The following is a 20,439-nucleotide window of genomic DNA, read 5'->3' on the forward strand; positions in this document are numbered from 1 at the left end:
GTTAATCTCCTTTCAGGCAGCTCGCATACTGGTTAGACAACTGGGCAAGGAACTGCGAATAGCTCTCTTTGCCAAGCTTGATACTGGTACCAAGGGGATCCAACGTTCCCATTCGAACGGATGTCCCTCTGGCAACAGCTTCAACGACCGCTGGCCTGAACTGTGGCTCAGCAAAAACGCAGGCTGCTTTTTGCTCAACCAACTGTGTTCTGATTTGATGTAAACGCTGCGCACCAGGTTGAATTTCAGGGTTGACGGTAAAGTGACCTAACGGAGTCAGCCCGTAATGCCTCTCAAAATAGCCATAGGCATCATGAAAAACGAAATAACCTTTACCCTTCACTGGCGCCAGCTCGCTGCCAACCTCTTTGTCGGTTTGTGCCAGACTGGCCTCAAACGCTTGCAGGTTGGCGTCCAGCCGTGCTCGGCTTTGGGGCATAACTTCTACTAATTTATCGTGGATTGCAACCGCCGACAGCCGTGCAATCTCTGGTGAAAGCCACAGATGCATGTTGTAATCACCATGATGGTGATGTTCGTCACTATTTTCGTCGCCGTGATGGCCTGCGTCATGGTCGTGGTCGTCATCATCGCTGCCCTTGATGAGTAACGGTTTCACGCCAGGCAGTTCCTGCATGAGCACTTGCTTTGCCGCCGGAATCTGCTGCGCGGACTTATCCATGAACGCTTCCATGTCCGGGCCTACCCAGAAGACTAAGTCCGCGTTCTGCAAGCGTTTTACATCAGACGGGCGCAGGGAATAATCGTGCTCAGAAGCCCCATCGGGGAGCAGTACTTCTGTTGTCGTTACCCCATCCGCAATCGCGGAAGCGATGAAGCCCAGAGGCTTGAGCGACGCGACAACAGCGGCGTTTGCGGTGCTCATTACTCCGCCGGATAAGGCGGTGAAAAGCGCTGCGCAAAGAAGCGTATTTTTATGTAACATAATGCGACTAATTATCGTAATGAATATGCGGAATGTGATATTATAACATTCGACAACTTGTGCAACCCTTTAAATGCTATGACTAATCTGGTAACGCTGGAAAATGTCTCCGTCAGTTTCGGCCAAAGACGCGTACTGTCTGACATTTCGCTCACTCTACAACCCGGTAAAATTCTTACCCTGCTCGGCCCCAATGGCGCGGGGAAATCGACGCTGGTGCGCGTGGTACTGGGGCTTGTAGCACCCGATACCGGGACGATCAAGCGTGGCAATGCCCTGCGTATTGGTTATGTGCCGCAAAAGCTGCATCTCGACACCACGCTGCCGTTGACCGTGGGTCGCTTTATGCGTCTGCGGCCCGGCACCCGTAAAGATGATATTGTTCCGGCGCTAAAACGTGTGAATGCCGCGCACCTTGTCGATGCCCCGATGCAAAAATTATCCGGCGGCGAAACGCAACGCGTGCTGCTGGCTCGCGCCCTACTCAATCAGCCACAGTTGCTGGTACTGGATGAGCCAACGCAAGGGGTCGATGTTAACGGTCAGGTTGCACTCTACGATCTTATTGATCAATTACGTCGCGAGCTTGATTGCGCCGTACTGATGGTCTCCCATGACCTGCATCTGGTGATGGCAAAAACGGATGAAGTCCTCTGCCTGAATCACCATATTTGCTGCTCCGGCGCACCGGAAGTGGTCTCCATGCACCCTGAGTTTATCTCAATGTTCGGCCCACGCGGCGCAGAGCAGTTGGGTATTTATCGCCACCGCCATAATCATCGTCATGATTTGCAGGGGCGCATTATATTACGTCAGGGAAATGGACGCGGATGATTGAATTACTGTTGCCCGGCTGGTTAGCCGGGATGATGCTCGCCTGCGCCGCTGGCCCGTTGGGTTCATTTGTGGTCTGGCGTCGCATGTCTTATTTTGGCGATACCCTCGCCCACGCTTCATTGCTCGGTGTCGCTTTCGGTTTGCTGCTCGACGTTAACCCCTTTTATGCGGTGATTGCCGTCACGCTGCTGCTTGCCGCCGGGCTGGTCTGGCTGGAAAAACGCCCTCACCTTGCTATCGATACATTGTTGGGGATTATGGCTCACAGTGCGTTATCCCTCGGCATGGTGGTTGTCAGCCTGATGTCGAATATTCGCGTCGATCTGATGGCCTACCTGTTTGGCGACCTGCTGGCAGTCACGCCCACGGATTTAATCTCCATTGCTGTTGGTGTTGTACTGGTTATCGGGATCCTGTTCTGGCAGTGGCGTAACCTGCTGTCGATGACCATCAGTCCGGAGATGGCGTTTGTCGATGGCGTGAAGTTGCAGCGTGTCAAGTTGCTGTTAATGCTGGTCACCGCGCTGACAATTGGGGTGGCGATGAAGTTTGTCGGGGCGCTGATTATCACGTCCTTGCTGATAATTCCTGCGGCCACAGCGCGCCGCTTTGCCCGGACGCCAGAGCAAATGGCGGGAGTGGCAGTAGGTGTCGGCATGATTGCCGTCACCGGTGGGCTAACCTTCTCTGCCTTTTACGACACACCAGCAGGACCGTCTGTCGTGCTGTGCGCCGCGCTGTTGTTCATTTTCAGTATGATGAAAAAAAGCGCTACCTGACCCTTCTTATCTGGCCGAAACCCGTTGTTTCGGCCTTTCTGCCATTCAGAATAGCGACAATGGCTGATGCGGGAAAATCTCAGGGCATCTCCGGCGGCGTGATCCCGAAGTGGTTCCATGCCCTGACCGTCGCCATGCGGCCACGTGGGGTACGCTGCAGGAAGCCTTGCTGAATTAAAAAGGGCTCCAGCACATCTTCAATGGTTTCACGCTCTTCCCCGATTGCGGCGGCAAGGTTATCCAGCCCTACCGGCCCACCAAAGAATTTATCGATGACCGCCAGCAGCAGCTTGCGGTCCATGTAATCAAACCCTTCCGCGTCCACGTTCAGCATATCAAGCGCCTGAGAGGCTATATCAAGCGTAATCGCGCCATCATGCTTCACTTCGGCAAAATCACGCACCCGGCGCAGCAGACGGTTAGCGATACGTGGCGTGCCGCGCGAACGTCTAGCGACTTCCAGCGCGCCCTCTTCGCTCATCTCCAGCCCCATGTAGCGGGCGCTGCGCCCGACAATGTGCTGTAAATCCGCCACCTGATAAAACTCCAGCCGCTGCACAATACCGAAACGGTCACGCAGCGGTGAGGTCAATGAACCTGCACGCGTCGTTGCGCCAATCAGCGTAAAGGGAGGCAAATCAATTTTGATTGAGCGTGCCGCCGGGCCTTCGCCGATCATAATATCGAGCTGATAATCTTCCATTGCCGGGTAGAGGACCTCCTCTACCACCGGCGAGAGACGGTGAATTTCATCGATAAACAATACGTCATGCGGCTCAAGGTTGGTGAGCATTGCCGCCAGGTCGCCCGCTTTTTCCAGCACTGGACCCGAGGTGGTACGCAGGTTGACGCCCATCTCATTAGCGACGATATTCGCCAGGGTAGTTTTCCCAAGCCCCGGAGGGCCGAATATCAGCAAGTGATCCAGCGCATCACCACGCAGCTTCGCCGCCTGGATAAAAATTTCCATTTGCGAGCGCACCTGCGGCTGACCCACATACTCCGCCAGCAATTTAGGGCGGATCGCGCGATCCGCGACCTCTTCCGCATTAATAACGCTGTCGGGGGAGACCAGACGGTCTGCTTCAATCATCCTTTACCTCACAACGCGGCGCGTAATGCTTCGCGGATCAGAGTTTCACTGTTGGCGCCCGGTTTGGCGATTTTGCTAACCATCCGGCTGGCTTCCTGAGGTTTATAGCCCAACGCCACCAGTGCGGCAACCGCTTCCTGCTCTGCATCATCCGCAGCCGGGCTGGCGGGTGATGTCAGCACCAGATCGGCGGCTGGCGTGAACAGGTCGCCATGTAACCCTTTAAAGCGATCTTTCATTTCGACAATCAGTCGCTCTGCCGTTTTCTTGCCGATACCCGGCAGTTTAATCAGTGCCGCAGGGTCTTCGCGTTCGACGGCATTCACAAATTGTTGCGCGTTCATGCCGGAAAGAATAGCCAGCGCCAGTTTTGGCCCCACGCCATTGGTTTTGATCAGTTCGCGAAACAGCGTGCGCTCTTGCTTGTTGTTAAAACCAAACAGCAGATGCGCATCTTCACGCACCACAAAATGGGTGAAGACCACGGCCTCTTTCCCCGCCTCCGGCAGTTCATAGAAACAGGTCATCGGCATATGCACTTCGTAGCCCACGCCTCCGACTTCCATCAGGACTAAAGGGGGCTGTTTTTCCAGAATAATGCCTCTGAGTCTGCCTATCACATGACGCTCCTGCGTTAATGGCCGAAGTAAGAATGCTGTATCATAAAAAAAGGCTGGATAGATATCCAGCCGCTTATTGATGAAAAGCGAAGTGTATTAATTTACTGGCCTAATATTGCGCCTGCGCGAGGTCAGCAAGTAGCGTTGGATGCGTCGGGTTCCAGCCCAGTACCGCGCGCGTCTGTTCACTGCTTGCGGCCATATCGAGAGATGCAAAATCAGCAAACCAGCCAAAATGCTCCCTCGCCCGCGGCTCTGCGGGTACCCCAAGATGTTTACCGATGGCCTGCGCGATATCGCGAAACAGGATGCCCTCTTCCGCCACCGCGTGATAAACCGCCTGAGTCATCCCCGTCTCCAGCGCTAACCGATAAAGCGTGGCAGCATCCCGACGATGCACCGCCGCCCAGCGGTTTTCTGCGTCCTCAGGCCAGGCAGACACACCCGTTTGCTTCGCAAGGTCCATCAGGATGGGAATAAATCCGTGATCGCCCACGCCGTGGACTGTAGGCGACAGGCGTATCGTTGCGGCCCGCACGCCCTTGTCTGCCAGCTCACGTGCCGCAGGCTCAGAACGGCGTGGATACGCTGGCGCGACAAACGGCAGGTCGTTCTCTGTCGCCAGACGTCCTGGGGCAATCATCGCCACCCCGGAGGTCACCAACAGAGGGCGGTCGCTACCGTGTAGCGCCTCCCCCAGAATCTGGATGGCGCGCTCATCCTGCGCGCAGTTCTCACTAAAGCGTGAAAAATCGTGGTTGAAGGCAGTATGGATAACCGCATCGGCACGGCTTGCGCCATCATGCAGCAATTGATGATCGTCCAGCGTTCCCGTGACCACCTGCATTCCCAGGGCCACCAGCGCCTGTGCTTTTTGCGCATTGCGCACCAGCCCGGTAACCTGATGCCCGGCCGCCAGTAGATCTTCAGCAACGGCTGAACCAACCCAGCCAGACGCCCCCGTCAGAAAAACATGCATAGCTCACTCCCCTTGTGTTGACTCATCATGTGATAGTGATGAATATCCTCAGAGGTGAAAAGTAGTGACATTATCGTGGTATAAGGACTAACAGGATGCAGCGCGATACCCGTCCCACAGAGTTAGGCGATTACCTCAAACACCGCCGTGCGCGGCTCGACCCGGATGCGCTTGGTTTTCATACCGGGCGTCGTCGTACACCCGGATTACGCCGTGAAGAGGTGGCGCATCTGGCCTGTATTAGCGCTACCTGGTATACCTGGCTGGAGCAAGGGCGCGGCGGCACCCCGTCAGCAGAAGTGCTGGAGCGCTTATGCCACGCTTTACAACTTAGCCCACCCGAACGTGAACATGTCTTCCATCTGGCGCTCGGACGCGCCCCTGAGGTGCGTTATACCCCGTCGCTGGCCGTCACGGCGCGGCTGCAAAAGGTGCTGGATTGTATGACGCTCAGCCCGGCGATGATCCGCACCGCGACCTGGTGTGTACTGGCATGGAATCAGCCCGCTGCCGTCGTGCTGACCGATTATGCAAAGCTGCCCCATACCGAGCGCAATATTCTGCGGCGTATCTTTCTCGACCCACGGGTGCGTGAGGTCCAGGCAGACTGGGAAGGCCTGGCGCAGTCGCTGGTCGCCGCTTTTCGCGCAGATGCTACCCGCTCAGGCGCAACAGCAGAAGTGAAACCGCTTATTGATGAATTGATGGCCGCGTCGCCGCTGTTCGCCGAACTGTGGCGCAGCAATACCATCGACACGATGGGCGAAGGCACGAAAGTGCTGATTCATCGCGAGGCGGGGAGATTATCGCTGGAGTATTCGAGTTTTGCCGTTGAAGGGCAGCCAGATCTGACGATGATTGTCTATAACCCGTCAACGCCTGAGGATGCCCAAAAAATCAGCGCGTTACTTAGCGCAGCCGCCCGCGCGCCAGATTAAGCCGGGTATCGCTCATTTGCATTGCATTCTGGCTGACATGGCAATGGGTGATAGCAATCGCCAGCGCATCGGCGGCGTCCGCTTGCGGGTTCGCCGGAAGTTTCAGCAAGGTGCGTACCATATGCTGAACCTGGCTTTTCTCGGCGCTGCCAATACCAACGACGGTCTGTTTGACCTGACGGGCCGCATATTCAAACACGGGCAGATCCTGGTTTACAGCAGCCACAATGGCCACACCGCGCGCCTGCCCAAGCTTGAGCGCAGAATCGGCGTTTTTTGCCATAAAGACTTGTTCAATCGCGAAGTAATCAGGCTGGAACTGGGTGATGATTTCCGTCACACCGGCATAAATTAATTTCAGGCGCGACGGTAAATCATCAACTTTTGTACGGATGCATCCGCTGCCCAGGTAGGTCAGTTGCCTGCCTACCTGGCGAATCACACCGTAACCGGTTACGCGTGAACCCGGGTCGATACCGAGAATGACAGACATCACGCGTCTCCGGTTATTGCGATAAGTTGCCTCATCACAGAGTAGCCGCAACCTCGTCAGAAATTTCACCGTTATGGTAAACTTCCTGCACATCGTCGCAATCTTCGAGCATGTCGATCAAACGCAGCAGTTTCGGTGCGGTTTCCGCATCCATATCCGCTTTGGTTGACGGGATCATGGAGACTTCGGCATTGTCGGCTTTCAGGCCTGCCGCTTCCAGTGCATCGCGCACTGCGCCCATCTCTTCCCATGCGGTATAGACGTCAATGGCACCGTCGTCGAAGGTCACAACATCTTCCGCGCCCGCTTCCAGCGCCGCTTCCATGATGGTGTCTTCGTCGCCTTTCTCGAAAGAGATCACGCCTTTCTTGCTGAACAGGTAAGAAACGGAACCGTCAGTGCCCAGGTTACCACCGGTTTTGGTGAAGGCATGGCGCACTTCGGCAACGGTACGGTTGCGGTTGTCAGACAGACATTCCACCATCACCGCTGTGCCGCCAGGACCGTAACCTTCATAAATGATGGTTTCCATGTTCGCGTCTTCATCACCGCCCACGCCACGTGCGATAGCGCGGTTCAGGGTGTCACGGGTCATGTTGTTCGACAGCGCTTTATCCACTGCCGCACGCAGACGCGGGTTGGAACCGATATCGCCGCCGCCAAGGCGCGCTGCGGTAACCAGCTCACGAATAATTTTGGTAAAGATTTTACCGCGCTTGGCATCCTGTGCCGCTTTGCGGTGTTTGGTGTTGGCCCATTTACTGTGACCTGCCATAAGAAACTCTCCACTTAACCGTTGATTTATACGGCATGAATTACAAATTCTTCAATCGCCTGCCGGTTGCTCCATGACTTGGTTAACGCGGCCGCATGCGGCGCATCAACCCAGCGGTAAGCCAGATGTTCAGTGAACACGACAGACCGTTCATGGGGTAGCGCAAGACAGAACCAGGATTCGGTATTGCGCACCACGCCAGGGGCGTAGCGATGACGTAAATGTTCAAAAATTTCAAACTCCACCGTGCGCTGACAGTCAATTAAGGCCAGTTGCTCAGTCGCAATGTCAATGGCGACCTCTTCCTTTACTTCGCGCGCGGCGGCTTGCGATGCGGACTCTCCCTCTTCCAGGCTGCCGGTAACCGACTGCCAGAAATCGGGATCGTCGCGTCGCTGCAACATCAGCACCCGCTTCGTGTCCTGGGCATAAATAACAACTAAGACAGAAACGGGATACTTAAATTGCATATTATTCGTTCTCCGAAATCTCTTTTGACGCTTTCGGAAGCACCTGAATACCCAGTTCCGCCAGGGAAGCCGGGTTAGCAAAGCTCGGTGCTTCGGTCATCAGACAAGCAGCCGCAGTGGTTTTCGGGAAAGCGATAACGTCACGAATGTTGTCGGTGCCGGTCAGCAGCATGGTCAGACGATCCAGACCAAATGCCAGGCCTGCGTGCGGCGGGGTACCGAATTTCAGCGCATCCAGCAGGAAGCCGAACTTCTCGCGCTGTTCCTGTTCAGTAATGCCCAGAATGCCGAACACGGTCTGCTGCATGTCACCACGGTGAATACGCACAGAACCACCGCCCACTTCGTAGCCATTGATAACCATATCGTAAGCGTTCGCAACCGCCTCTTCCGGCGCGGCTTTCAGTTCATCCGCCGTCATGTCTTTCGGTGAGGTGAACGGATGGTGCATTGCGGTCAGGCCGCCTTCACCGTCGTCTTCAAACATCGGGAAGTCGATAACCCACAGCGGCGCCCATTTGTTTTCGTCGGTCAGGCTCAGGTCTTTACCGAGTTTCAGACGCAGCGCGCCCAGCGCATCAGCTACCACTTTCTTGTTGTCAGCGCCGAAGAAAATCATGTCGCCGTCTTGTGCGCCAGTACGATCCAGGAGAGCTTCAACGATGTCCGCGGTCAGGAATTTCGCCACCGGGCTGTTGATGCCTTCCATGCCTTTCGCACGTTCGGTCACTTTAATGTAAGCCAGGCCTTTCGCGCCGTAGATCTTCACAAAGTTGCCGTATTCATCAATCAGCTTGCGGGTCAGAGAGGCGCCGCCAGGAACGCGCAGCGCGGCAACGCGGCCTTTCGGATCGTTGGCCGGGCCAGAGAAGACCGCAAACTCAACGTCTTTCAGCAGATCGGCTACATCCACCAGCTCCATCGGGTTACGCAGGTCCGGTTTATCGGAACCGTAACGACGCTCCGCTTCGGCGAAAGTCATGATCGGGAACTGGCCCAGATCGACGCCTTTAATGTCCAGCCACAGGTTGCGGATCAGCTCTTCCATCACTTCACGCACCTGCGGTGCGGTCATGAAGGAGGTTTCCACGTCGATCTGGGTGAATTCTGGCTGACGGTCAGCGCGCAGGTCCTCGTCACGGAAGCATTTCACAATCTGGTAGTAACGATCGAAGCCGGACATCATCAGAAGCTGTTTGAATAGCTGTGGAGACTGCGGCAGCGCGTAGAATTTGCCTTTATGTACGCGTGAAGGCACCAGATAGTCGCGCGCGCCTTCCGGCGTCGCTTTGGTCAGCATCGGGGTTTCGATATCAAGGAAACCGTGGTCATCCATAAAACGACGCACGAAGCTGGTAATTTTGGCGCGGGTTTTCAGGCGCTGGGCCATTTCCGGACGACGCAGGTCCAGATAGCGGTATTTCAGACGCGCTTCTTCGGTATTAACCTGATTGGAATCCAGCGGCAGCGGCTCAGAGCGGTTGATAATGGTCAGTTCGCTGGCAAACACTTCCACTTCGCCGGTCGCCATATCGCTGTTGACGTTTCTTTCGTCACGAGCACGCACGGTGCCGGTCACCACGATGCAGAACTCATTACGCAGTTCGGAAGCCAGTTTGAAGGCTTCGGCGTCCGGGTCGAAGAACACCTGAACGATGCCTTCACGATCACGCATATCAATAAAAATGAGGCTGCCGAGATCACGACGACGATTGACCCAACCACACAGAGTCACCTGCTGCCCCACGTGGGACTTACGCAACTGTCCGCAATATTCTGTACGCATGAGATATCCCTTAACTTTGCCGCAGGCTGATTGTTGCCTGCCGTGCAGGCGACGATGTCGCAGCTTTAGCTGAATGTCACAACTGGATGAAAAAAGGCGGCTATTATACTGGAAATAATGGCACACGATAAGCCCGATACCGCCTGTACGCGCGTTTGCTGCGCACGCTTAGTGCGTATTCTCACAAAAATTAACAAAATTTGTAAACCGGGTGCAGCAGGATACCGCGTAAGGTAAGTGCGACCTCATTCTTTTTTCAGGAGTTATCATGCTTGAACTTAATGCTGCCAACACCGCCCTGGTGGTTATTGATTTACAGGAAGGTATTCTGCCGTTTGCCGGTGGTCCGCACAGCGCTGAGGATGTGGTGAAACGGGCCGCGACGCTGGCTGAGGCGTTTCGCGCTAACAGTGCGCCGGTCATTCTGGTCCGCGTTGGCTGGTCTGCCGATTTTGCCGAAGCGTTAAAACAGCCGGTCGATGCGCAAACTGGCGGTCACGCGTTGCCGGAAAACTGGTGGACGTATCCGCTGAAGCTTGGCAAGAAAGAGAGCGACATTGAGGTCACTAAACGCCAGTGGGGCGCATTCTACGGTACCGATCTGGAGTTGCAGTTGCGCCGCCGCGGTATCGACACCATCGTGTTGTGCGGTATTTCCACCAACATCGGCGTGGAATCCACCGCCCGCAACGCCTGGGAGCTGGGCTTTAACCTGGTGGTTGCGGAAGATGCCTGCTCCGCCGCCAGCAGCGAACAGCATCAGGGCAGCATGAAAAATATCTTCCCGCGAATTGGTCGCGTGCGCAGCACCGGGGAGATTCTGGCCGCGTTATGATTTACCTTGGCCTGCCGCAATGGTCGCACCCGAAATGGGTGCGCCTTGGCATCACCAGTCTTGAAGAGTATGCCCGCCACTTTAACTGCGTGGAGGGCAACACCACGCTCTATGCCCTACCGAAAGCCGAAATTGTCCAGCGCTGGTACGATCAAACCCACGATGATTTTCGCTTTTGCTTTAAGTTTCCGGCGACCATTTCCCATCAGGCCTCGCTGCGCCAGTGCAGCGATTTGACGCAGGAATTTTTCACCCGTCTTGCGCCGCTGGAAACGCGTATCGGCCAGTACTGGCTACAACTGCCCGCCACGTTTGGTCCGCGCGATCTTTCGGCACTGTGGGCTTTCCTGGATGCGCTTCCGGTGGATTTCACCTACGGTGTTGAAGTGCGCCACCCGGAATTTTTTGCTAAAGGCGAGACGGAGTTGTCGCTTAACCGCGGTCTGCATCAGCGCGGCGTCAACCGGGTGATTCTGGATAGCCGCCCTATTCACAGCGCCATCCCCCACAGCGAAGCGGTGATAGATGCGCAGCGCAAGAAGCCTAAGCTGCCGGTTCATGCCCTGGTGACCGCACAAAACCCATTAATCCGCTTTATCGGTAGTGACGATATGGAACAGAACCGTCAATTATTCAGCGTCTGGCTGGAGAAGCTGCCGCAATGGGAGAAGCAGAGCACGCCATATCTGTTTTTGCACACCCCTGATAACGGCCAGTCGCCGGAACTCGTGGATGTATTGTGGAAAGATCTTCAGCAGGCGCTGCCCTCTATTGGCACTCCTCCGTCCATTCCTCAGCAATCTTCTCTTTTCTGAATGGATTACCTATCATTGTAAGGCCATCCGCGTATAAAGGGAGTTTGTATGGTAAGCGCGCTGTATGCCGTGCTGGGTGCGTTACTGCTCATTAAGTTTTCATTTGATGTTGTGCGTCTGCGCATGCAATACCGCGTCAGCTATGGCGACGGTGGGTTCAGCGAGTTGCAAAGCGCCATCCGTATTCATGGCAACGCGGTGGAATACATTCCGCTGGCGTTGGTGCTGTTGTTATTTATGGAGATGAACGGTGCTGAAACCTGGATGGTTCACGTGTGCGGCATCCTGCTTATTGCCGGACGTTTAATGCATTACTACGGGCTTCATCACCGACAGCTAAGCTGGCGTCGTTCCGGAATGAGCGCGACCTGGAGTTCGCTACTACTGATGGTGGTCGCAAACCTGTGGTATATGCCGTGGGAGTTGGTTTTCTCCCTGCGTTAGCGCACAATACGCCACTTTGTTTTCCCGGATGTTTACATTATGTCTAACCGCGACATGCTTTTTTCCGCGCCTATCGCCAGCCTGGGCGACTGGACCTTTGATGAACGGGTTGCCGAAGTCTTCCCGGATATGATCCAGCGCTCCGTCCCGGGTTACTCCAATATTATCTCGATGATCGGCATGCTGGCGGAGCGTTTCGTTCAGCCACAAACGCAGATTTACGACCTGGGCTGCTCTTTAGGCGCCGCGACGCTTTCCGTGCGCCGTAATATTCATCACGACGGCTGCAAAATCATTGCCGTTGATAACTCGCCGGCAATGGTTGAACGCTGCCGCCGTCATATCGATGCGTATAAAGCGCCTACGCCGGTCGAGGTTATTGAAGGCGATATTCGCGATATCGCCATTGAAAACGCCTCAATGGTGGTGCTGAATTTTACCCTGCAGTTCCTTGTGCCAGAAGAACGTCAGGCGCTGCTGGATAAGATTTATCAGGGGTTGAATCCCGGCGGCGCGCTGGTGCTGTCCGAGAAATTCAGTTTTGAAGATGCCAACGTCGGCGAGTTGTTATTCAACATGCACCACGACTTTAAACGCGCCAATGGCTACAGCGAGCTGGAAATCAGCCAGAAACGCAGCATGCTGGAAAATGTGATGCTGACGGATTCGGTCGAGAAGCATAAATCCCGCCTGCAACAGGCCGGGTTTGAACATAGCGAAGTCTGGTTCCAGTGTTTTAACTTTGGTTCGCTGATTGCCCTGAAAGCGGGTGACCAGGCATGATCACCTTCGAGCGTTTTTATCAGCAAATCGCCGTCAGCCCCCTGTCTCACTGGTTAGAAACCCTGCCGGCGCAGATTGCCGCCTGGCAACGTGACCAGCTTCATGGTCAGTTCAAACAGTGGACCAATGCGGTGAATTTCTTACCCGAGCTGACGCCGTCGCATCTCGACTTGCTTAATAGCGTCACCGCCGAAAGCGAAACACCGTTAAGCGCAGGGCAACTGACGCGCATGGAGACCCTGCTGCGCAATCTGATGCCGTGGCGTAAAGGGCCTTACTCTCTGTATGGCATCAATATCGACACGGAATGGCGTTCCGACTGGAAATGGGATCGCGTGCTGCCGCACCTGTCTGACTTGCAGGGCCGGACTATTCTCGATGTAGGCTGTGGCAGTGGTTATCATATGTGGCGCATGATTGGCGCAGGGGCAAAGCTGGCCGTGGGCATCGACCCGACGCAACTGTTCCTGTGTCAGTTTGAAGCAGTGCGTAAGCTGTTGGGGGATGATCGTCGCGCCCATTTATTGCCGCTGGGTATTGAGCAACTTCCGGCGCTGAATGCCTTCGATACCGTCTTTTCCATGGGCGTGCTGTATCACCGTCGCTCACCGCTGGAGCACCTGTGGCAGTTGAAAGATCAACTGGTGAAAGACGGTGAACTGGTACTGGAAACGCTGGTTGTCGACGGTGATGAGCATACCGTTCTGGTGCCGGGTGATCGCTACGCCCAGATGCGTAACGTCTATTTTATTCCCTCGGCGGCGGCGCTGAAAAACTGGCTTGAGAAGTGCGGCTTTGTTGATGTCCGTATCGCCGATGTCTGTGCGACCACCACCGGGGAGCAGCGCGGTACGTCATGGATGGTGACGGAATCACTGGCTGATTTCCTTGATCCGAATGACCACACCAGGACCATTGAAGGCTACCCGGCCCCGGTGCGCGCCGTGTTAATTGCACGTAAACCGTGATGAGTGACGAAGCCCTTTCGCCAGAATAGTTCAGTTTGCAACAAGGCGGCGACGCGGCGCATCCCCGGGAGCGTAGATAACTACGTGACCGGAGTGAGCGAGGAAAGCCAACGCCGTTGCAGGCCGGAATAGGCAGGCGAAAGATAATAAATATCCTCCGGCATAGCCGGAGGTTTTTCAGATGCGCCTGTAAGGCTCTGTTACCAGCCGCGCCCTAACAGGCGCATACGATCTGACATTTGCATCAAACTTCCTTACTTACGGCCCGTAAACGGGCTGCCCGGATAAGGGATCGACAACTGCTCACCCATTTTATCCTCCTCAAGCTGGTGCTTTATGTATTCCTGTATCTTCGCTGTGTTCTTCCCTACCGTATCCACGTAGTATCCCCGACACCAGAACTCCCTGTTCCTGTATTTGAATTTCAGATCTCCGAACTGCTCATAAAGCATCAGACTGCTTTTCCCTTTCAGATATCCCATAAAGCCGGATACGCTCATTTTGGGCGGGATTTCCACAAGCATATGGATATGATCTGCACAGCATTCAGCTTCCAGGATCCGTACGTTTTTCCACTCACACAGCTTTCTTAAAATGCTGCCTATCGCCAGACGTTTCTCTCCGTAGAACGCCTGTCTTCGGTATTTCGGCGCAAAAACTATGTGATATTTACAGTTCCAGCGGGTGTGCGCTAAGCTCTTTTCGTCCCCCATCGGGACCCCCTTTTGATTTCTTGTTGAACTTTTGCAGTTGCCAGACCGCAAGCTGTTTTAACAAATCAAAAGGGGTTTTAATAACTGGCTTAAAGCTGAAAGCTTTCCGGAACCCCCAGCCTAGCTGGGGGTTTTCTATAGACAAAAAAAGGCCCCTGTTAAATGCAGGGGCCTGGTACGAGCAAGCATCATATTGGGCGACATGATGCGCGGTAAAAACCGGTTATGGGCGATGCTGAACAATCATTGTCTTCATCACCGCCACTGCCTCGCCGTCCACACCATAACGCGAATACTCATCCGCGGCGGCGTCCGACGACATGGACAATCCTGTATTGCGATAACGCATGGGCGATGGTGTCCAGATACCCGCTGAGCTGTGAACTTCTTTCACGCCTGCGTCAAGGAAACGCATCAGGTTCGCTGCACGGACACCCGCGCCAGCCATAATGATTGGAACACCTGAATGGGTATTTAGTTCCATAATTAATGAAAGACCTTTTTCTGCACTCGCCTGTTGGCCTGACGTCAGAATGCGGGCAACCCCTAAATCTCTCAATTTTTCAGCGGCTTCACGCGGTTTTGCACACATATCAAAAGCGCGATGAAAAGTGACCGCCATCCCCCCTGCGGCCTCAATAATTTGTTGCATACGCGGCATATCGACATTGCCGTCCTCATCCAGCACGCCGGTTACCATTCCCGGAAAACCCAGTTCGCGAATGGCCTGGATATCCTCCAGCATGGCGGCGAATTCATCGTCGCTGTAGCAAAAATCGCCCCCGCGCGGGCGCACTATCGGGTGCACAGGGATGGTGACCCGCTGACGGGCGGCTTTAAGCGTCCCGAGTGAGGGGGTCAGCCCGCCTTCTTTCGGCGCGGCGCACAGCTCAATGCGGTCCGCCCCGTTTTGCTGCGCGATCTCCGCACAGGTTGCGCTATAGCAACATATTTCCAGTAACGTCATCTCTTCTTCCTTTAAGATGCAGCGTGCTCAGCATGGCATTATTTGGCAACCTGCGTGCTGAGCGCCCTCACACAGTGAGATTCTATTGCTCGCTGGCGACTATCTCTTCTATCGACCAGGGGTGAAATTTGATGGTGACTTTACCATCGGTCACGGCAAGCGTGGGGTTCGGCAGACGCTCTCGTTCACCTTTTGGCGAACTGGTCTTCACAAAAATGCCTGGCTGGCTCAACCCCTCATCCGAAAGCAGCGCCAGCGCGCGGGCATTGAGGGTTTCCGGCTCACCCGGCAGTACAATTTCGATATGCTCCCACCCCTCGTGCGGGTAACGTTTTTCCCCCGGCCACGGCAGTTCGACCACGCTAAATGCCCAGTGCGCGACCTGCACCGGTTGCGATAACCTGAACAGACAGATAGGTCGGCCATTAATAAGGTTTTCTGAGAGCAGCTCACCGCACTGTTCAAAGCCGCGACGCCAGCGTTCGGCCGTCGCGTTCTGGTGACAGCGCAAGGAGATATGGTCAGCATTGAGGTCACGGATATCCAGCCCCAGGCGGGTGACAAGGTGTGTCAGATCCTCAATGAAACGCGGGAGATCTGCAGCGATATCCTGCAGTTCGTCAATATGTTGCCAACCAGCCATTGTTTATTCCCATGCGATGAATTCGGGCGATACTTTACCCTGTTCTGCGCACGTCACCAACTCAGGTTATGCAGTGACATCGCCCGCGTCTGACGTCACTGCCACCCGGTTATTTGAGGTTCAGGCGAAGCCCCAGATCGTTGGGATAGGGATTGAAATAGTTTTGTGCCAGCAGATAGTGGTCAGGGTATTCGCCAAGGTAATGTTTGAGCAACGTTAAGGGGGCAAGTATCGGCAGCAGCCCGGCGCGATAGTGAAGAATCACCTCCCGAAGCTCACCGCGCTGACGAGGCGTAAGTTTGCCGTGAAAATACCCCTGAATGTGCATCAATACGTTAGTGTGATTCTTGCGGGAGGCCGGGTGTTTGAGGATCGCCATCAGCTTTTCCCGGTAAGCCTCGAAAAACGCCTCCAGGTTGTCCCACTGGGAAAGTGACGCGACAAACGGCCCGATCTCCCGGTATCCCGCCTGATGATGTGCCAGCAACTGGAGTTTGTAGCGGCTGTGAAAATCGAGCAGGCTATGACGGGTCAGACCGCGTGCCCGCAGGGTATTGAGCTCATATAACGCGAATACGCGCTCCACAAAGTTCTCGCGCAATACCGGGTCGTGCAGGCGACCGTCTTCTTCCACCGGCAGCCACGGGTACGCCGAGAGTAACGCGCCGGTGAAACGCCCCACCCCCTCTTTCCGCCCTCTCCCGCCTTTTTCATCATACAGTCGCACGCGCTCCATTCCGCAACTCGGTGATTTCGCACAGACGATAAAACCGGCCAGTTCGGCAACGCGGGGCAGATACGCCGTGGTGAAGTCATCTATTTTCTGGGTGACATCCTCATTCGGCGCCTGGCTAAAGCGCATCCGGGTCTCGCCACTGGCGGTCTGAACCAGACGCAACGCCGGGCGGGGAACGGGCAGCCCCATAGCCATCTCCGGGCAGACAGGGCTAAAGGTCACCCACTGGGCAAGTTCGTCCATCACAAACCCCATGCGCTTATGTCCGCCATCGAAACGCACGGCCGAGCCGGTCAAACAGCCGCTGATACCAATCGTCGGTTGAGTTTTCATACCCCTCTCCTTTTATTGTGTTTTTCGGGTGAAAAAGAGCGTGACCGTTGCAACGGTAATGCCGAATTTCTTCATGGCGGTTTTGTTGAAAAGGTATGTATCGTCCTGCAGATACAGCCAGTCATCAAAGTGTAGCAGCCAGGTTTTCCCGTCAGCCGTCACGTTCATGCTGTAACGCCAGTTAAAGGCATTGCCTGCCGCCTGCCCCCGTGCAACACCGTCGATATCGCCAGCAGTCCCTTCATAGCGGCCGTTACCGGTACGCCGGATATGCCACACCCGCTGCTGTTTTTCGCCATCGTCGTACACAAAATGTTCGTTGAGTGTCAGCGTGTCGCCCACCACGTCGCCCTCTATCTCAACGTGGAAGCGGCGCAATTGTTTACCACTATAGTCCTGCACCATGCCCCAGGCTTCGGTCTTGCCCTGAAAGTAGTGAAATATATCGAGTGGCGGCTGTTGGCGTTGATAGTCATTTATCTCGCTACTGCAGCCCGTCAGCATTAAGAGAAGTGTCAGTCCAAGTGCCAGAATGCGTTTCATTGTTCACCGCCAATGAGCTGCTGACGCAGCCTGGGGTATTGCGTATGGGGATCGAGCCAGATGGCCAGAAAGCTGATGCTGAACGCCAGGGATTGCGGTGGCCCCAGCGGGGTAAAGGCTTTTTGCGCCGCCGAAGCGCGATACCAGAACTGCCCTTGTTTATCGTGCAGAACAAACGCCAGTTGCGTGCCCGAACGGACATCCGGCCAGAGCGTTGCCAGGGTGCGTAGCCAGGCCTGACTCTGCGCTTCCCGCGTCAGAATGCCCAGCGCCTGCCACTGTTCGCGAGTCGCATCGACCAGTTCATCACGCGTGATGTCCCGCGCGTAGGTAATGATTAACGCCTGGTCCTGATCCGCTGCGATATAACGCCCCTGCGGCGTGCGCAGTTGCGAGGTATAAACGGTAAAGGGCCCCCAGGTTAATGTTGCGTCACCGGTTTTGCGCCAGTTTAGCCAGGCAGAGGCGCTCACTAAGGGAGCGGCGGCTATCAGTAATAGCAGTGCAAAGCGCAGAGCTTTCATTGCCGCCTCCCCATCAATAAATGGAAAAAAAGCGCCAGTACCAGCCATCCGAGCCCGAGCCAGCTCAGCACAATAAAGTTCGGTTGCAGGAATGTAATCGCCCCCAGCCGTTCACCGACATAGTAAGCAACTGGCCCGCCCAGCGTCGCCAGCAACGCCAGCGTCCAACCCGGCAAGGCACTGGTGTGGGTAAGTCGGGTCCAGACGACGGCAAACATCAGCCACAGCGCCACCATCCACAATGGCAGCACGCCATCTCCGCTAAAGCGGATCAATCCGGTAAGCGCCCAGAGGGCATCCAGCGAGCCGCCAGCCCCGGCCAGCACCAGGGCATATATGCGCAGCGCTGGCGCAAGCATAACGCAGGCGAGCATCGCCAGTGCGAGCCAGACGATAATGCCGCGCTCACGAAACAGCACCACCAGCGTCCAGTAAAGATCGAACGCCACGGCCATGATGAAAACCTGCAGATGGCGGTTCATACACGTTCCGCGGTCAGTTGCACCACGCTGATGGTGCGTGCATTGAAACCCGCTTCGCAGTAGCCAAAATAGTAAAGCCACATGCGGCGAAAACGCTCATCAAACCCCAGCTTTTCAATCTCTTGCCAGGCCTGAACGAAACGCTGACGCCAGTGCGCGAGGGTGCGGGCATAATCGGGCCCCATATCGAACACATTGCGCACCACAAAATCGGTGTGGCGGGTCATCAGGTTGTTCATTGCCGTTATGCTCGGCAAGAAACCGCCGGGAAAGATGTAACGCTGGATAAAATCGACGCTTTTGCTGTAATCGCTGTAGCGCTGATCCTGAATGGTGATGGCCTGAATTGCCATTTTCCCACCTGCGCGCAGGCGCGCCTGACAGGTTCGAAAGAAGGTCGGGAGATAGCGTTTTCCTACCGCTTCAATCATCTCAATCGAAACCAGTTTGTCGAACTGTCCGGTCAGGTCGCGATAGTCGCACAGCAATACCTGAACCTTATCCTGCAAGCCTGCCTGGTGAATGCGTGCCTGAGCCCACGTGTACTGCTCGCGTGATAGCGTGGTGGTGGTCACCCGACAGCCATAATGACGTGCGGCATATTCCGCCATGGCCCCCCATCCGGTGCCGATCTCCAGCAGGTGATCGTCCGGCGTTAGCGCCAGTTGTTCGCACAATCGCGCCATTTTTGCCTGCTGCGCACTGGCGAGATCCTGATCGGGCGCGGTGAACAGCGCGCTGGAGTAGAGCAACTGTTCATCCAGGAATTGGGCGTAAAAAAGATTCCCCAGGTCATAGTGCGCGGCAATGTTTTCCCGCGCCTGCAGACGGTCGTTACGCCGTGTCCAGTGGCGTAGCCGCTCAATCGGACGCCCGAGCAGGCGAAAGCCGCTTTCCAGTTTTCCTAAAACCTGGCTGTTGAGCGCTAAAATCTGCAACAGCGGGGTAAGCTGATGCGTCTCCCACTCGCCATCCATCCAGGCTTCCGCCGCCGCAAGGCTACCGCCAGTCAGTAAACGCCAGTAAACGACCGGGGAAAGGATCTGCACCTCTGCGCGCAACGCGGCGGCAGTGTCGCCAAAATGGTAAGTTTGCCCCCCCTCACGAACCGTGAGAGACCCCACGCGTAAACCGTTCAGAAGGCGAAAGAGCAACCAGCGCGCGACGCGAGCATTACGCGGCATATCGGGTTCAAGCGCAAAGACGGGATCGGTCATGAGCGTTCACTCCTGCTGACGGGATGGTTATAAAGGGGTACGCGCTTAAGCCACAGACGCAGCGCCTGCCAATAAATGGCCATCACGGTCTTGAGCGTCATGAGCGGAATACGCAACAGCAAGGATGTGAGTGCAGCGCGCGTTAATGGACGCCGGGTCAGACGCAACGTGGCGTCGAAGACCTTCGCCTCCTGATGGTTTTCGATATGCATATGCAACGTTTTTCCAGGACGGTTAAAGCGCCAGTGATAGACCATATCCATCGGATTAAACGGGGAAACGTGGAACGCTTTTTCCAGCGGGCGGGCATTCTGTCCGTCAACGGCATAGTAATGTCGTTCATTCCAGGGCGTATTGCGCACCTCGGCCAGCACCCAACACAGAACGTCTTGCTGGTCGTAGCAGTAATAGAAGTTGACCGGGTTAAAATGGAAGCCGAAATAGCGCAGTTGAGTGAGCAACATCACCCGCCCCTGCGGACGTTCGCCGGTCAGATTTTCCAGCCGTTCGAGAACTTTCGCCTTAAGCGGCGATCCCAGCGGATAATCCTCGTCATAAAAGGCAGCGGGAGCAAAACGGTTACGACGAATGCCTGACATCGGGAGTGCGTCCAGCTCATCCAGATCGAGCCAGGCCATAAATACGCGATAGTTGAAATGGTGTTCACGGGGCAGAAGACGCCGATGGCGTAAAACACCTTCATAAAGACAACTGTTCATG

The 20,439-nt window shown here is 55.4% G+C and carries 25 protein-coding genes; 8 read left to right on the top strand and 17 right to left on the bottom strand.

What is annotated here, in order from left to right; genetic code table 11:
* Position 1 precedes the first annotated feature (1 nt).
* Positions 2–946 carry a zinc ABC transporter substrate-binding protein ZnuA gene (gene znuA, locus MRY16398_RS18170; protein WP_071195193.1) on the bottom strand — a complete coding sequence of 315 codons (945 nt, stop codon included), beginning with the start codon at positions 944–946 and terminating at the stop codon, positions 2–4.
* A gap of 78 nt (positions 947–1,024) precedes the next feature.
* Here znuA and znuC point away from each other — a divergent pair, with 78 nt between their 5' ends.
* Positions 1,025–1,780 (top strand): zinc ABC transporter ATP-binding protein ZnuC, encoded by a 756-nt coding sequence (gene znuC, locus MRY16398_RS18175; protein WP_039078727.1) that lies wholly within the window; start codon positions 1,025–1,027, stop codon positions 1,778–1,780.
* Positions 1,777–2,562: a zinc ABC transporter permease subunit ZnuB gene (gene znuB / locus MRY16398_RS18180; protein WP_125124965.1), complete on the top strand. Its 786-nt coding sequence runs from the start codon at positions 1,777–1,779 to the stop codon at positions 2,560–2,562. Before znuC ends, znuB begins: the two co-directional genes overlap by 4 nt.
* A 79-nt stretch (positions 2,563–2,641) precedes the next feature.
* On the opposite strand, the gene ruvB is transcribed toward znuB, so the two are convergent.
* From ruvB to MRY16398_RS18195, 3 genes are all read right to left on the bottom strand, one after another.
* A complete protein-coding gene (gene ruvB / locus MRY16398_RS18185; RefSeq protein ID WP_039078725.1) occupies positions 2,642–3,655 on the bottom strand; it encodes a Holliday junction branch migration DNA helicase RuvB in 1,014 nt (337 codons plus the stop codon).
* 8 nt (positions 3,656–3,663) lie between these two features.
* On the bottom strand, positions 3,664–4,275 hold the full coding sequence (ruvA, locus tag MRY16398_RS18190; protein WP_039078724.1) for a Holliday junction branch migration protein RuvA: 612 nt from the start codon (positions 4,273–4,275) through the stop codon (positions 3,664–3,666).
* Positions 4,276–4,384: 109 nt separating this feature from the next.
* The gene (locus MRY16398_RS18195; RefSeq protein ID WP_125124966.1) at positions 4,385–5,254 is read right to left on the bottom strand and encodes an SDR family oxidoreductase; all 870 of its coding nucleotides are present in this window, start codon (positions 5,252–5,254) and stop codon (positions 4,385–4,387) included.
* A gap of 95 nt (positions 5,255–5,349) precedes the next feature.
* Here MRY16398_RS18195 and MRY16398_RS18200 point away from each other — a divergent pair, with 95 nt between their 5' ends.
* Positions 5,350–6,192: a helix-turn-helix transcriptional regulator gene (locus MRY16398_RS18200; protein ID WP_107222996.1), complete on the top strand. Its 843-nt coding sequence runs from the start codon at positions 5,350–5,352 to the stop codon at positions 6,190–6,192.
* Here the strand turns inward: MRY16398_RS18200 and ruvC are convergent.
* From ruvC to aspS, 4 genes are read right to left on the bottom strand one after another with little or no spacing between them, the layout of a single operon-like run.
* Complete coding sequence (gene ruvC / locus MRY16398_RS18205; RefSeq protein ID WP_039078721.1) at positions 6,164–6,685, bottom strand: crossover junction endodeoxyribonuclease RuvC; 522 nt, start codon at positions 6,683–6,685, stop codon at positions 6,164–6,166. The genes MRY16398_RS18200 and ruvC overlap by 29 nt on opposite strands.
* 34 nt (positions 6,686–6,719) lie before the next feature.
* On the bottom strand, positions 6,720–7,460 hold the full coding sequence (locus MRY16398_RS18210) for a YebC/PmpR family DNA-binding transcriptional regulator (protein WP_047370910.1): 741 nt from the start codon (positions 7,458–7,460) through the stop codon (positions 6,720–6,722).
* Positions 7,461–7,486: 26 nt separating this feature from the next.
* Complete coding sequence (nudB, locus tag MRY16398_RS18215) at positions 7,487–7,930, bottom strand: dihydroneopterin triphosphate diphosphatase (RefSeq protein ID WP_125124967.1); 444 nt, start codon at positions 7,928–7,930, stop codon at positions 7,487–7,489.
* Position 7,931: 1 nt separating this feature from the next.
* Positions 7,932–9,716, bottom strand: a complete 1,785-nt coding sequence (gene aspS / locus MRY16398_RS18220) for an aspartate--tRNA ligase (RefSeq protein ID WP_125124968.1) — start codon at positions 9,714–9,716, stop codon at positions 7,932–7,934.
* 268 nt (positions 9,717–9,984) lie between these two features.
* On the opposite strand from aspS, the gene MRY16398_RS18225 reads away from it, so the two are divergent.
* The 5 genes from MRY16398_RS18225 to cmoB are packed head-to-tail and all read left to right on the top strand — an operon-like array spanning position 9,985 to position 13,561.
* On the top strand, positions 9,985–10,551 hold the full coding sequence (locus MRY16398_RS18225; RefSeq protein WP_039078717.1) for a hydrolase: 567 nt from the start codon (positions 9,985–9,987) through the stop codon (positions 10,549–10,551).
* Positions 10,548–11,366, top strand: coding sequence for a DUF72 domain-containing protein (locus MRY16398_RS18230; RefSeq protein ID WP_125124969.1), 819 nt, complete (start codon positions 10,548–10,550; stop codon positions 11,364–11,366). The genes MRY16398_RS18225 and MRY16398_RS18230 overlap by 4 nt, the downstream gene beginning before the upstream one ends.
* A gap of 48 nt (positions 11,367–11,414) precedes the next feature.
* Positions 11,415–11,810 (top strand): MAPEG family protein, encoded by a 396-nt coding sequence (locus MRY16398_RS18235; RefSeq protein WP_039078715.1) that lies wholly within the window; start codon positions 11,415–11,417, stop codon positions 11,808–11,810.
* A gap of 39 nt (positions 11,811–11,849) precedes the next feature.
* A complete protein-coding gene (cmoA, locus tag MRY16398_RS18240) occupies positions 11,850–12,593 on the top strand; it encodes a carboxy-S-adenosyl-L-methionine synthase CmoA (RefSeq protein WP_039078714.1) in 744 nt (247 codons plus the stop codon).
* Positions 12,590–13,561, top strand: coding sequence for a tRNA 5-methoxyuridine(34)/uridine 5-oxyacetic acid(34) synthase CmoB (gene cmoB, locus MRY16398_RS18245; RefSeq protein WP_071194611.1), 972 nt, complete (start codon positions 12,590–12,592; stop codon positions 13,559–13,561). Before cmoA ends, cmoB begins: the two co-directional genes overlap by 4 nt.
* Before the next feature lie 254 nt (positions 13,562–13,815).
* Here the strand turns inward: cmoB and tnpA are convergent, their stop codons facing one another.
* The 9 genes from tnpA to MRY16398_RS18300 all read right to left on the bottom strand — a co-directional run bounded on the left by tnpA (position 13,816) and on the right by MRY16398_RS18300 (position 20,438).
* Positions 13,816–14,274, bottom strand: a complete 459-nt coding sequence (gene tnpA, locus MRY16398_RS18255; protein ID WP_038918153.1) for an IS200/IS605 family transposase — start codon at positions 14,272–14,274, stop codon at positions 13,816–13,818.
* Positions 14,275–14,497: 223 nt separating this feature from the next.
* Complete coding sequence (gene cutC / locus MRY16398_RS18265) at positions 14,498–15,241, bottom strand: copper homeostasis protein CutC (protein WP_039078712.1); 744 nt, start codon at positions 15,239–15,241, stop codon at positions 14,498–14,500.
* Positions 15,242–15,323: 82 nt separating this feature from the next.
* Positions 15,324–15,884: a VOC family protein gene (locus MRY16398_RS18270; RefSeq protein WP_039078711.1), complete on the bottom strand. Its 561-nt coding sequence runs from the start codon at positions 15,882–15,884 to the stop codon at positions 15,324–15,326.
* Between the two features lie 109 nt (positions 15,885–15,993).
* Positions 15,994–16,953 carry a YbgA family protein gene (locus MRY16398_RS18275; protein WP_039078710.1) on the bottom strand — a complete coding sequence of 320 codons (960 nt, stop codon included), beginning with the start codon at positions 16,951–16,953 and terminating at the stop codon, positions 15,994–15,996.
* Positions 16,954–16,965: 12 nt separating this feature from the next.
* On the bottom strand, positions 16,966–17,496 hold the full coding sequence (locus tag MRY16398_RS18280) for a DUF3833 domain-containing protein (protein WP_125124970.1): 531 nt from the start codon (positions 17,494–17,496) through the stop codon (positions 16,966–16,968).
* The gene (locus MRY16398_RS18285; protein ID WP_125125702.1) at positions 17,493–18,011 is read right to left on the bottom strand and encodes a hypothetical protein; all 519 of its coding nucleotides are present in this window, start codon (positions 18,009–18,011) and stop codon (positions 17,493–17,495) included. Before MRY16398_RS18285 ends, MRY16398_RS18280 begins: the two co-directional genes overlap by 4 nt.
* 5 nt (positions 18,012–18,016) lie before the next feature.
* Positions 18,017–18,502 (bottom strand): DUF2878 domain-containing protein, encoded by a 486-nt coding sequence (locus MRY16398_RS18290; RefSeq protein WP_125124971.1) that lies wholly within the window; start codon positions 18,500–18,502, stop codon positions 18,017–18,019.
* Positions 18,499–19,719: an SAM-dependent methyltransferase gene (locus MRY16398_RS18295; protein WP_125124972.1), complete on the bottom strand. Its 1,221-nt coding sequence runs from the start codon at positions 19,717–19,719 to the stop codon at positions 18,499–18,501. Before MRY16398_RS18295 ends, MRY16398_RS18290 begins: the two co-directional genes overlap by 4 nt.
* The gene (locus tag MRY16398_RS18300) at positions 19,716–20,438 is read right to left on the bottom strand and encodes a DUF1365 domain-containing protein (RefSeq protein ID WP_125124973.1); all 723 of its coding nucleotides are present in this window, start codon (positions 20,436–20,438) and stop codon (positions 19,716–19,718) included. The genes MRY16398_RS18295 and MRY16398_RS18300 overlap by 4 nt, the downstream gene beginning before the upstream one ends.
* Between the last annotated feature and the right edge of the window lies 1 nt (position 20,439).

Origin of the sequence: Phytobacter sp. MRY16-398, from assembly GCF_003925915.1 — a bacterium.
In the GTDB taxonomy this organism is placed as follows: Bacteria; Pseudomonadota; Gammaproteobacteria; order Enterobacterales; family Enterobacteriaceae; genus Phytobacter; species Phytobacter diazotrophicus.

Excerpts from the sequence above, each read along its gene's own strand:
- znuA (WP_071195193.1), bottom strand. The coding sequence starts at position 946 with ATGTTACATAAAAATACGCTTCTTTGCGCAGCGCTTTTCACCGCCTTA.
- znuC (WP_039078727.1), top strand. The coding sequence starts at position 1,025 with ATGACTAATCTGGTAACGCTGGAAAATGTCTCCGTCAGTTTCGGCCAA.
- znuB (WP_125124965.1), top strand. The coding sequence starts at position 1,777 with ATGATTGAATTACTGTTGCCCGGCTGGTTAGCCGGGATGATGCTCGCC.
- ruvB (WP_039078725.1), bottom strand. The coding sequence starts at position 3,655 with ATGATTGAAGCAGACCGTCTGGTCTCCCCCGACAGCGTTATTAATGCG.
- MRY16398_RS18195 (WP_125124966.1), bottom strand. The coding sequence starts at position 5,254 with ATGCATGTTTTTCTGACGGGGGCGTCTGGCTGGGTTGGTTCAGCCGTT.
- MRY16398_RS18200 (WP_107222996.1), top strand. The coding sequence starts at position 5,350 with ATGCAGCGCGATACCCGTCCCACAGAGTTAGGCGATTACCTCAAACAC.
- ruvC (WP_039078721.1), bottom strand. The coding sequence starts at position 6,685 with ATGTCTGTCATTCTCGGTATCGACCCGGGTTCACGCGTAACCGGTTAC.
- MRY16398_RS18210 (WP_047370910.1), bottom strand. The coding sequence starts at position 7,460 with ATGGCAGGTCACAGTAAATGGGCCAACACCAAACACCGCAAAGCGGCA.
- nudB (WP_125124967.1), bottom strand. The coding sequence starts at position 7,930 with ATGCAATTTAAGTATCCCGTTTCTGTCTTAGTTGTTATTTATGCCCAG.
- aspS (WP_125124968.1), bottom strand. The coding sequence starts at position 9,716 with ATGCGTACAGAATATTGCGGACAGTTGCGTAAGTCCCACGTGGGGCAG.
- MRY16398_RS18225 (WP_039078717.1), top strand. The coding sequence starts at position 9,985 with ATGCTTGAACTTAATGCTGCCAACACCGCCCTGGTGGTTATTGATTTA.
- MRY16398_RS18230 (WP_125124969.1), top strand. The coding sequence starts at position 10,548 with ATGATTTACCTTGGCCTGCCGCAATGGTCGCACCCGAAATGGGTGCGC.
- MRY16398_RS18235 (WP_039078715.1), top strand. The coding sequence starts at position 11,415 with ATGGTAAGCGCGCTGTATGCCGTGCTGGGTGCGTTACTGCTCATTAAG.
- cmoA (WP_039078714.1), top strand. The coding sequence starts at position 11,850 with ATGTCTAACCGCGACATGCTTTTTTCCGCGCCTATCGCCAGCCTGGGC.
- cmoB (WP_071194611.1), top strand. The coding sequence starts at position 12,590 with ATGATCACCTTCGAGCGTTTTTATCAGCAAATCGCCGTCAGCCCCCTG.
- tnpA (WP_038918153.1), bottom strand. The coding sequence starts at position 14,274 with ATGGGGGACGAAAAGAGCTTAGCGCACACCCGCTGGAACTGTAAATAT.
- cutC (WP_039078712.1), bottom strand. The coding sequence starts at position 15,241 with ATGACGTTACTGGAAATATGTTGCTATAGCGCAACCTGTGCGGAGATC.
- MRY16398_RS18270 (WP_039078711.1), bottom strand. The coding sequence starts at position 15,884 with ATGGCTGGTTGGCAACATATTGACGAACTGCAGGATATCGCTGCAGAT.
- MRY16398_RS18275 (WP_039078710.1), bottom strand. The coding sequence starts at position 16,953 with ATGAAAACTCAACCGACGATTGGTATCAGCGGCTGTTTGACCGGCTCG.
- MRY16398_RS18280 (WP_125124970.1), bottom strand. The coding sequence starts at position 17,496 with ATGAAACGCATTCTGGCACTTGGACTGACACTTCTCTTAATGCTGACG.
- MRY16398_RS18290 (WP_125124971.1), bottom strand. The coding sequence starts at position 18,502 with ATGAACCGCCATCTGCAGGTTTTCATCATGGCCGTGGCGTTCGATCTT.
- MRY16398_RS18295 (WP_125124972.1), bottom strand. The coding sequence starts at position 19,719 with ATGACCGATCCCGTCTTTGCGCTTGAACCCGATATGCCGCGTAATGCT.
- MRY16398_RS18300 (WP_125124973.1), bottom strand. The coding sequence starts at position 20,438 with ATGAACAGTTGTCTTTATGAAGGTGTTTTACGCCATCGGCGTCTTCTG.